General features: G+C 74.2%; 8 protein-coding genes and 1 riboswitch. Of the genes, 2 read left to right on the forward strand and 6 right to left on the reverse strand.

Going from position 1 to position 10,523, the window contains the following annotated elements; genetic code table 11:
* Nucleotides 1–969: hypothetical protein (locus AE652_RS24590; protein WP_049655142.1), on the forward strand; the 969-nt coding region annotated here is incomplete at its 5' end.
* Nucleotides 970–1,063: 94 nt separating this feature from the next.
* Here AE652_RS24590 and AE652_RS24595 read toward each other — a convergent pair.
* Both AE652_RS24595 and AE652_RS24600 read right to left on the reverse strand, forming a co-directional pair.
* The gene (locus AE652_RS24595; RefSeq protein WP_049655144.1) at nucleotides 1,064–2,563 is read right to left on the reverse strand and encodes an aminopeptidase P family protein; all 1,500 of its coding nucleotides are present in this window, start codon (nucleotides 2,561–2,563) and stop codon (nucleotides 1,064–1,066) included.
* 129 nt (nucleotides 2,564–2,692) lie between these two features.
* On the reverse strand, nucleotides 2,693–4,141 hold the full coding sequence (locus tag AE652_RS24600; protein ID WP_082345938.1) for a PP2C family protein-serine/threonine phosphatase: 1,449 nt from the start codon (nucleotides 4,139–4,141) through the stop codon (nucleotides 2,693–2,695).
* A 614-nt stretch (nucleotides 4,142–4,755) separates the two neighbouring features.
* Between AE652_RS24600 and AE652_RS24605 the strand changes: the two genes are divergently transcribed.
* Nucleotides 4,756–5,418, forward strand: coding sequence for a bifunctional DNA primase/polymerase (locus AE652_RS24605; RefSeq protein WP_049655147.1), 663 nt, complete (start codon nucleotides 4,756–4,758; stop codon nucleotides 5,416–5,418).
* Nucleotides 5,419–5,693: 275 nt separating this feature from the next.
* Here the strand turns inward: AE652_RS24605 and AE652_RS24610 are convergent, their stop codons facing one another.
* The 4 genes from AE652_RS24610 to AE652_RS24625 all read right to left on the reverse strand — a co-directional run bounded on the left by AE652_RS24610 (nucleotide 5,694) and on the right by AE652_RS24625 (nucleotide 9,945).
* Nucleotides 5,694–6,677, reverse strand: a complete 984-nt coding sequence (locus AE652_RS24610; protein WP_049655150.1) for a DUF5926 family protein — start codon at nucleotides 6,675–6,677, stop codon at nucleotides 5,694–5,696.
* 69 nt (nucleotides 6,678–6,746) lie between these two features.
* A complete protein-coding gene (locus tag AE652_RS24615; RefSeq protein ID WP_369808325.1) occupies nucleotides 6,747–7,166 on the reverse strand; it encodes an ATP-binding protein in 420 nt (139 codons plus the stop codon).
* Nucleotides 7,167–7,593: 427 nt separating this feature from the next.
* A complete protein-coding gene (locus AE652_RS24620) occupies nucleotides 7,594–8,418 on the reverse strand; it encodes a glycerophosphodiester phosphodiesterase family protein (RefSeq protein ID WP_079271982.1) in 825 nt (274 codons plus the stop codon).
* 108 nt (nucleotides 8,419–8,526) lie between these two features.
* On the reverse strand, nucleotides 8,527–9,945 hold the full coding sequence (locus AE652_RS24625; RefSeq protein WP_082345939.1) for a cytosine permease: 1,419 nt from the start codon (nucleotides 9,943–9,945) through the stop codon (nucleotides 8,527–8,529).
* Nucleotides 9,938–10,082, reverse strand: a riboswitch (TPP riboswitch). (Overlaps the previous gene by 8 nt.)
* Between the last annotated feature and the right edge of the window lie 441 nt (nucleotides 10,083–10,523).

Raw genomic sequence — 10,523 nt, forward strand, 5'->3', positions numbered from 1 at the left:
GCCCCGGCCGCCGCGGCGCCCGCGGCCGGGGCCGCCAAGGCCGAGGCCAGGCCCGTCGCGAAGGCGCCGGCCAAGCCCGCCGTCAAGCCCGCCGCGCCGAAGGCCGGCCCCGCCGAGTCCGGCGGAAGCGGGATCGGCATCACCTTCGGCGGCCTGAACGAGGGCGGGCAGATCGAGCTCAACGGCCTGGTGTCCTTCTCCGTGACCTGGAAGAACAACGACGCCACCGGCACCCGCAGCGTCGCCCCGGTGGTGGCCACCCAGCAGTACGAAGGCGCGCCCTGCAGCCGGATCATCGCGACGGCGGACGGCACCCTGGAGCGCAAGGTCGCCTCGGGCTGGAAGAAGCTGGAGCTCAGCCAGGGCACCGGGATGGACTACGTGATCAACCGGAAGGACGGGGCCTTCACGCTGGCCGCCGGTGAGAGCCGGACCATCGAGTACCGGATGCGGCTGTCCACGGCCAACCGGCCGGGGCGGATCACGATCGAGGCGGACGCCCCCGTGCCGAACTCCACGGACTACCAGGGCATCGCGAAGGCCGAGCTGAACGCCACGGTCGTCGACCACAAGAGCCCGGTGGTGAGCGGCGTGACCACGTCGAGCCCCAAGGTCGGGACGACTCCCGCCGACTTCGGCTTCGTGGTCGACGCGCCGCAGGGCACCGCGGACCTGCACCCCGTGGTGGCCGTGTCGAGCGCCTCGTGGCTGACCCCGGACGACGTCACGCTGGAGGTCATGGCCGGCGGCGCGTGGAAGCCGGTCGAGCTGCGCGAGGCCTGCGACGGTCTGACCGCGGTCGCCCCGACCGGGCTGGAGGTCAACCGGAGGGGCGACTCGGCCGAGTACTCCTTCCGGATCACGATGAAGAAGGCCCCGCAGTACGACGTGGAGGTCCAGGTGGGCGCCCAGGCGAACGGTCACCAGGCCGCCCGCCGGCCCGTCTTCGACCCCCAGGGCCGCCGGTAGCGGACGCCCGCACCGGAGCCGAAGGGCCCGGCCTCCCACTGCTCGGGAGGCCGGGCCCTTCACCGTGGCCGCGTCACGGCCGTCGTGCGCAGGCTCAGGCGAGCGAGGCCATCCAGGCCTCGACGTCCTCGGCGCTGCGGGGCAGGCCGGCCGAGAGGTTCTCGTTGCCGTCGGCGGTGACCAGGATGTCGTCCTCGATCCGGACGCCGATGCCGCGGTACTCCTCCGGCACGGTCAGGTCGTCCTGCTGGAAGTACAGGCCGGGCTCGACGGTCAGCACCATGCCGGGGACCAGCAGCGCGTCGACGTGCTCCTCGCGGCGCGAGTGGGCGCAGTCGTGGACGTCCAGGCCGAGCATGTGGCCGGTGCCGTGCAGGGTCCAGCGGCGCTGGAGGCCCAGCTCCAGGACCTTCTCGACGTCGTACACCGAGGCGTCCAGCAGGCCCCAGGCGAGCAGCCGCTCGGCGAGCACGCGCTGCGAGGCCTCGTGGAAGTCGCGGAACCGGGCGCCGGGCTTCACCGCGGCGATGCCGGCCTCCTGGGCGTCGTACACCGCGTCGTAGATCCGGCGCTGGACCTCGGTGAAGCTGCCGTTGATCGGCAGGCTGCGGGTGACGTCCGCGGTGTAGAGGGTGCTGGTCTCCACGCCCGCGTCCAGCAGCAGCAGCTCGCCCGGGCGCACGTCGCCGTCGTTGCGCACCCAGTGCAGGGTGGTGGCGTGCGGGCCGGCCGCGGCGATGGTGCCGTAGCCGACGTCGTTGCCCTCGACCCGGGCGCGGCGCCAGAAGGTGCCCTCGATCCAGCGCTCCGAGGTGGCGACGGCCTGGTCCAGCTCGCGGACCACGTCGGTGAAGCCCTTGACGGTGGCGTCGCAGGCGGCGCGCAGCTCGCCGATCTCCCACGCGTCCTTGACCAGCCGCAGGCCGCTCAGGAACTCCTTGAGCCCGGCGTCCTTGTCGGCGTCCAGGGCATCGGCGAGCGCGGCCTCCAGGCCGGCGTCGTAGCCGCGGACGATGCGGGTCGGCACGGCGGAGTCGGCGGCCTTCGCGGCCAGCTCCTCGGCGGCCTTGCGCACGTCGCGGGCGGGCAGCCCGAGCAGCTGCTCCTGCTCGGCCAGGCTGTGCCGGCGGCCGACCCACAGCTCGCCGTAGCCGTCCAGCCAGAACTCGCCGTTCTCGCGGTTCGAGCGGGGCAGCAGGTAGAGCACGAAGTCGTGGCCGGTCGCGCCGGTCGGCTCGCCGACCAGCACCGCGTCCTCGGTCTGGTCGCCGGTGAGGTGGACGTACTCGCTGGCGGCGCGGAACGCGTAGTCGGTGTCGTTGGAGCGGACCCGCAGGTTGCCGGCCGGGACGACCAGGCGCTCGCCGGGGTAGGCGGCGGACAGCGCGGCGCGGCGCTCGGCCGCGTACGGGGCCTGGGCGACGGGGGCGAGGCCGTGCAGCTCGGTGTCGGCCCAGCCGGACTTCATCGAGGCGGCCAGCTCGTCGGAGATGTCGCCGTAGAGACCGTTCTTGCGGCCCTTGTGCTGCTCAGGCTCCTCGCCGCCCTCGGCCTCGGGGTTCTCGGCCACCGCGGGGGTACGGTCCTCGGTCACGTGCAACGCCTCCTTGGGGGGGGGTACCGCCGCCCCTGGGGGAGGTGTCGGATCGCGACACGCGCGGGCGGCCGTGCGTCCGTCCATGGTACGGACGCCCGGCCGCCCGTTCGTTCCGGGCCCGAACCGTCACTCGAAGCGGGCCGCCAGCAGCATCAGGTCGTCGGTGGCCGTGCCCCCGGCGTCCGGGTCCGGGCAGACGGCCAGCAGGTGGGCGCAGAGCCGGTCCGGGTCGATCCGCACGTCGCGCGGGGCGTCGGCGGCGGCCCGGCGCAGGTTGGCCTGCCCGGTGTGCAGGGTCGGGCCGCAGCGGCGGGCCAGGCCCTCGGTGTAGAGCAGCAGGGTGTCGCCGCGCTCGGCGACGAACTCCACCCCGGGGGCCTCCCAGCAGGCCAGCATGCCGAGCGGGGCGGAGAGCGAGGTCTCCACGAACTCGGCGCCGTGCCGGCCGACCAGGACGGGCGGGCAGTGCCCGGCGCCGGCCAGGGTGATCCGGCGCTCCTCGGGCTCGATCCAGGCGTAGACGGCGGTGGCGGTGCGGGTCGGCTCGGTGGTCTTGAGCAGCAGCTCCAGGTCCCCCAGGACGGAGACCGGGTCCTCGCCCTCCAGCACCGCGTACGCCCGCAGCGCGGCCCGGACCCGGCCCATCGCGGCGGCCGCGCCGGGGGCGGAGCCGGGGCCCGCGCCGGGGCCGTCGCCGGAGACGGAGCCGACGGTGAGGCCGATGGTGCCGTCGGGCAGCGGGATCGCGTCGTACCAGTCGCTGCCGGTGGAGCGCTCCAGCCCGGCGGGGACGAGCCGGGCGGCCAGCCGCAGCCCGGCGGCCCGGGGGAGCCGGTCCGGCAGCAGGCCGCGGCGCAGCGCCTCGGTGGTGCGCGAGATCCGGTCCGCCTCCAGCTGCTTGGCGAGCAGCGGGGCGGCGATCTCGCAGTAGTGGCGGGCCAGTTCGCGCTGGCAGTCGGTCGGTTCGGCGGGCTCGTCGTAGAACCAGAGGGCGGCGGCGAGCGGGCCGTCCTCCTCGGTGGCGAGCGGCAGGCCGTAGGCGCCGCCGAGGCCGAGGTGGACGGCGAGTTCGCGCAGCCGGGCGCCGGTGGCCGGGTCCTCGGCGAGGTCGTGGGAGTGCAGCTGGGCGGGCCGGTCCCGTTCGCGCAGCAGCCGGGCCAGCAGGCTCTGCTCGGTCGGGACGGTCTCCAGGGCGCCGAGGCTGGCGCGGTCGAGGCCGTGGCCGACCGGCTGTCCGGGTCCGCCGCCGGGCCGCCGGGTGACCAGCATGCCGCGCCGGGCGCCGAGCAGGGCGGCGCCGGAGGCGAGGACGGTGTCCAGGGTGGCGGCCAGGCCGCGGGCGCGGGCGAGCCGTTCGGTGTGCTCGTGCAGGCTGGTGATATCGGACAGGCGTCCGGCCAAACGGTCCTGCAGCGCGGCGGAGGGCGCCGTGCGGGCGTCCGCCGTGCCGTCCGGGGCGTTGACGGGGCCGGGGAGGTCCGGCAGGTCGAGGACGGTGAGCCCGCCCGCGCAGCCGGGTTCGCCAGGCTCGGCGGTCGTCGTCGGGAGGGCCGTCGACGGGTGGGACTCGTTCATGCCGTCACTCCTGACGCGGTGCTACGTGCCATGCGAAACCCCCAGGTACGGCCAATGTGGAGCGAGCACGGCCAAAGGGCGTGTTTCGCCTCGATTCGCTACTACTCGTCATTGATCGACAGCAATGCCACCACTTCTACACAGGCCATTCGGGGCATGTCCAGATCCAGGACGACGCGGTGGCCCGTTCCACATCGATCGCGACCCGGTCGGGGGGCGCGCGGGGTCGGTGCGCGCGCCACTCGGCCCGGAGGCATGGAGCGGGCCGCGAGCGGGCAGAACCGGGAGGACGGCCCGGGCGGCCGTCCGGATCGTATGTCCGTGCCGCCCGTGAGCCGGGTCGGCCGGAACTCTCTCACTCGTACGGTGGAACCAAGCGCGCCCGGGCGGCGTCCATCCGGTCGCGTACGGGATTCTCGTTCCAAGGGCTGTGCCCTGCGCGGCCCTTTCACGTCGTACTCCACACCTGCTCCACGTCGTGCCGCGCCGTCCGCCCTGCCGCCCACCCCGCGCCGCGCCGCCCGGGTCCGTGCCGCGGCGGGTCCGCGCGGAGGATCCCGACGGACGCCGGCGGAGCGGAGCGAACCGAGTGGTCAGGGAAAGGAACGAGCGCCATGCGTGAGAACCCGAAAGACCGGTCGGAGGATCGTTCCGCCCGGCTGGCCGCGGCCCTGACGGCCGCCGTCGACCACCGTTGGCCCGTGGTGCCGGGCGCCGTGCTGCGCGACGGCCGCTGCTCCTGCGGCGACCTGGACTGCACCGTCCCCGGCGCGCACCCGCACGACCCCTCGCTGCTGGCCGCCACCACGGACGCCCGGATGGTGCGCTGGTGGTGGGAGCGGCAGAGCCCGGACGCGCCGGTGCTGGCCGCCACCGGCTCCACGGTCTCGGCGGTCAGCCTGCCCGCGGCGGCCGGCGCCCGGGCGCTGGTCTACCTGGGCGCGCTGCGGCTGCCGCTCGGCCCGGTGCTGGCGATGCCGGGCCGCTACGCGCTGCTGGTGGCCCCGTACTCGCTGGACGTGCTCGGCGAGATGCTCGCCCAACTCCCTTGGGTGCCGGGCTCGTTGCGCTACCACGGGGCGGGCGGCTTCCTGCCGCTGCCGCCCGGCGGCGCGGCCGTCGGGGTCCCCTCGGCCGGAGGCTGGGGGAGGGTGCGCTGGGTGCTCGCGCCGCGACCGGGCGTCGGCGGCGGGGTCTGGCTGCCGCAGGTCGGGCCGCTGCTGGGGGAGTTGGTGGAGGCGACGGTCCGGCTGGACAGCGGGCGTTCGGCCTACTGAGGCCCACCGGAGCGGGACGGGCTGTCGACACCGTCCGCCGGGCCCGGATCCGGGCTTCTCCCGGGTCTCGGCCCGGGCCCGTCCGGGGGCTCCGAGCGGGGCACTCCGGAAAAAGAAAAGATCCGGCCGCTGGCGACGGGGGATGCACCAGCGGCCGGACTCTTTAGACAGTAACAAGGATCCGCGCCCGCGCCAATTTCCAAGACGCCCTCCACGCCCGGAAATTGCGCGTTCACCGCGACAATGTGACGCGTATCACGCGGATCCTGCGCCCTTTAGTTCAAGGTGACCTGACGGTTCACCAGGTTCGCGCGGGTGCGCCGCTCCTCGGCGGTCAGCGGGGCCGCGTCGGCGAGCACCGCGGCGAGCCGCTCGGCGAACTCGGCGGCCGGCTTCTCGCAGTCGGCGGCGGTCATCGCGAGCGGGAGGTCCCACACCGGGACGGTCAGGCCGTGCGCGCGGAAGGAGCCGACCAGGCGGGTGTCCGGGCCGAGCGAGGCCTCGCCGGCCGTGTTCAGCCGGGCCAGCGCGTCCAGCAGCTTCTCCTCGGGCACGGTCATCACCCAGCGCAGGTGGTTCTTGTCCGGGGTGCCGCACCAGTACGCGGAGTCCACGCTCGCGAGCTTCTCGGTCGGGATGGCCGAGGCGTTGGCGCGCTCCAGGGAGGCGGCGACCTCGCCGGTGGCGGCCTCGGCGTCCTCCAGCCAGAACTCGAAGCCGGTGTGCACGGCGGGCGTGAACGCGGCGGTGGTGTCCAGCAGGTCCTGCAGGCGGCGCCCGCCCGGGACGGTCCGGCGGGCCGGCACCGGGCTGCCCGGCTCGGTGGCCAGGGCCAGCTCCAGGGCGTCCGCGAGGTCGCGGCTGAGGTCGCCGGAGGCGGACTGGGTCTGCAGGCCGAGCAGGATCGAGCCGTCCTGGCGGCGCAGGGCCGGCCAGGCCAGCGGCAGCACGGTGGCCAGGGTCACCGACGGGACGTCACCGGTCGCGCCGTCGGCCACGCCGGCGGCCAGCGTCAGCGGAACCGTGGCGGCGGGCACCAGCTCGCGCAGCGCCACCCAGTCGGCCTCGCCCGGCAGGCCCTCGAACGGGCGGTGCACCAGCTCCTGCACCGCGTGCGAGGCCTCCCGGCCGTGACAGGCCTTGTACCGGCGGCCCGAGCCGCAGGGGCAGTCCTCGCGGGCCCCGACCACGGGGATCTCGCCCGTGACGGCGGTGGTGGACTGGCGCTGCGGCGCCTTCTTGGCGGCCTTCTTGCCCATGCTGCGGCTCTCCCGGGAACGGTGGTCCTGTGTCCCGGGAAGCCTAACGACACATTCCCCGAGCCCGGCTCACGCGCTACGGGCATCGCCCCCGGTGCGCCGGGCGTGCCGGGCCCGGGCGGGCAGCGCCGCCCAGACCGTGACCTCGCCGGGGGCGTCGCGCACGCCCCAGTCGCTGGCCAGCTGGTCGACGATGCTCAGGCCGCGGCCGCCGCGCGAGGTCAGCGAGGGACTCGCGGGCAGCGGCCGGGTGGCCGCCCCGCCGTCCGTGACCTCCAGGGTGAGCACCCCGTCGGCGTGCATCTGCCAGCGGACCAGCACCCCGCCGGCCGGCTCGGCCGGACCCTCGGCGGGCTCCCGGGCGCCCTGCGCGGCGTTCGCTCCGGAGGGGACGCCGACCAGCACCTGCCCGAGCACCTCGGCCCGGGCGCTGCGGCCCAGGACCGGCAGCGGGCCGAGCGGACGGGCGTACCGACAGGCGTTGCTCAACAGCTCGGAAAGGATCAGAACAGCATCATCGATGACCGGTTCGGGTACCTGCCGGTCACCCAGATCTCGACGCAGTCGGCGCCGTGCGACCCCGACACTCGCTGGGCCGTGCGGCACTGCCATGGTCGATGAAGTCGGCACTTCACGCGCCACCATCAACGCCACCCCCGGACCTCCTTCAGCGTATGCCGAGGGAGAGATGCCCCTTGGTAATGCGTCGGAAACGAGCACCGGACGATCCCGCGAGCCCATTTCGAGTGCGGCGACCGACGGTCGACATCAGGTCATTCCGCGCTCACCCTCCGTCGCCCGGATGCAAGAATTCCGGCAATTTCGCGCGAGGAAGGTTTGACTGCCGACCAGAGTGATCGGATCGGAGGGGTTCGGAAGAGTACGGCCTTCGGTGCGCCGACGGACCACCGGTGGATCACCGGCCGAGCTGCGCCAGTACCTCCGCGGGCCGGTTGGTGATGATCGCGGACACCCCGAGCTCCAGGCAGAGCTCGACGTCGGCCGGCTCGTCCACCGTCCACACGTGCACCTCGTGGCCGAGCTCGCGCAGCCGGGTCACCAGCTGCGGGCGGGCCCGCACCAGCTCGATGCCCGGGCCGGCGATCCGCGCCCCGCCCGGCAGCGGCGAGCCCTCGCGCAGCCGGCCGAGCAGCGGCAGGGTCCGCTCGAACAGGAAGACCCGCCGGTACCGCGGCGCGGCGGCGGCCACCCGGTTCAGCGCGACCGAGGAGAAGCTCATGATCCGGGCCGACGGGCGGTCGCCCTCCCGGGTCGCGCCGATCTTGAACCGCTCCAGGGTCCGCAGCAGCTCGGCCTCCACCCGGCCGCGGAAGCGCACCGGGTGCTTGGTCTCGATCGCCAGGTCCACCGGGCGGCCGCACTCCACCACCAGCTCCAGCAGCCGCTCCAGCCGCAGCACGCCGCGCAGCTCCGGGTCGGTGCTGGGGCGGCCGGTCTTCCAGGCGCCGAAGTCGTACGCCTCCAGCTCGGCGAGGGTCATGGCCGAAACGGTGCCCCGGCCGTTGGAGACCCGGCCGATCCGGCGGTCGTGCACGCAGACCAGCGCGCCGTCGGCGGTGACCCGGACGTCGCACTCCAGCGCGTCCGCGCCCTCGTCGAGCGCGCGCCGGTAGGCCGCGAGGGTGTGCTCGGGCAGGGCGTGGGAGGAACCGCGGTGGGCGATCACCTGGACGGGCGGCACGGTGCGCGCCGCCGCCGAGGACAGGTCTGGGCTGGTCACAGGCCCAACGATAGGCGGCGGAGGTGAAGCGCGGACAAAGACGGCCCCAACCTGTGGGGCCGTCTGCGCACCTGCGGGGCCCGCTCGGGCCCCGCTCCCTCCGCTCCGTCAGCCCCGGACGGCGCGGCGGCCGAGCGGGGTGAGCGCCCAGGTGGCCAGGGCCGGCACCAGGAAGGCGAACAGCGAGGCCGAGGTCCACTCCTGCGGGGTGAAGTGCAGCGCCTCCTGGGCGGAGGTCCAGAAGTCCGTCCACCAGCCCGCGACCTTGGTCGGCGCGATGAACTGGTAGACCGCGAAGCCCAGGGCCCACGGCAGCAGCATCAGCCAGCGGGACGGCGCGTCGGCGGAGAGGTTCCAGCCGCGCCGGCCGGCGCCGAGGAAGTAGTCCACCACGAGCACCGCCAGCAGCGGTACGAACACCGAGCCGATCAGGCCGAGGAAGCCGTAGTAGGTGTCGGTGAACTCGTCGATCTGCAGCGCCAGCACGGTGATCAGCACGCCGATCGCGCCGGAGAGCACCCGGCGGTCCACCTTCGGCAGCAGGTTCTGCACCGACATCGCGGTCGAGTACACGTTGGCGAAGGACTGGTCGGTCTCGCGCAGCACCAGCACCAGCAGGAACAGCCAGCCGGCCCAGACCCCGAGGAAGGAGTCGAAGATCCGGTTCGGGTCGCCGTCCGACTGCAGCAGCGCCATCAGGCCGAGCACGTAGCACCAGACCTGGGCGACCGTGTAGCCGGAGAAGCTGCCCCAGAACGCCGAGCGCGGGGTGCGCGAGTGCCGGGTGTAGTCGGCGGCCAGCGGGACGAAGGAGACCGACACCGCGATCATCGCGTCGGTGGCGCCGAGGAAGCCGTGCCAGTTGCCCGCGCCCGGGTCCGGCACGCCCTGGCGGCCCAACTGGACGGTGAAGTACACCATCGCCACCGCGACCGCCCCGGCCACGAAGCGGCGCAGCACCGCGATCGAGCCCAGCGGCCAGATGGTCAGCGCGGTGGTCAGCGCGCCCGCGAGCAGGACGAACAGCCAGCGGTAGCCGGTGGTGTGCGCGACGGTCTGCGCGCCCGCCGAGATGGTCAGCAGCTCGAAGACGCCCCAGCCGATGCACTGCACGATGTTCAGCACCGTCGGCAGGTACGACAACCGGATGCCGAACAGCCCGCGCAGGTTCGCCATCGCGGGGGCGCCGGTGCGGGCGCCGATCAGCGCGGCCACGGCGAGCATCGCGGTGCCGACCGCCGTACCGATCGTGATCGCGGTCACCGCGGCGGCCAGCGACAGCTCGCTGCCGGGGGCGCCGAGCACGGTGGCGGCGGTGGAGAAGCCGATCAGGCTGACGCCCAGGTTCATCCAGAGCGCGAAGTGGTCCCGGAAGCGCAGCGTGCGCGGCGGTTCGGTGTCCAGGACCAGGGGCGCTTCGACGTGCTCGGCGCGTTCCAGGAGGGCGGTCGCGCCCGGCGCGGGGGCGTTCGCGCCGGAGTCGGAGGCGTTCGTACCCGAAGAAGAGGATGGCGAAGCAGGCGGCATGGCCGATACTCCCTACGCCGGCATTACCCGGACAGGTTCCGGCGGTCAGCGCCCCCTCGAACGTCCGTCACTCGTGTGGCGTACGGTCGACATGCGCACTCTCAGCCTGGTGGGTCCAAGCTCCCGCGTGTCAGTTTGGAGCGCCAGGCTAACCGGCGCGGGTGCCGACGCCCAAGGCCGAGGGCGGGGCGGTCCGCATCGCGGACGCCCGACGGGGAGGGGAGCCCCGGCCGTCGGTACGGGTGCCGGAGCCGGTGTCGGTGCCGCTGCGGGTGCTGACGCCAGTGCCGGTGTCGGTGCCGGCTAAGGATTCTTATGAGTTCTTCAGAGGGGTCCTTACGGCAAACGAATCGACAGTGCGAAAAACTATGGTCCTTGGTTCTGCCAGCTATGGAGGTCGTCCGTGAGCACCGAGCGCGAGGTTGGGCCCACCGGGCCGCAGGGGGAGCAGCCCGCCGGGCCGGGGGCGGCCGAGTCCGCTGCCGCGGGCCCCGCTCAGGGCGGGCACAACCCGACCATGGCGTTCCGGCGGGTGCCCGAGCCTGAGGCGGGCGCGGTCGAGGCCGCCGCCGCCGAGG

Source organism: Kitasatospora sp. MY 5-36 (assembly GCF_001182915.1).
Lineage (GTDB): Bacteria > Actinomycetota > Actinomycetes > Streptomycetales > Streptomycetaceae > Kitasatospora.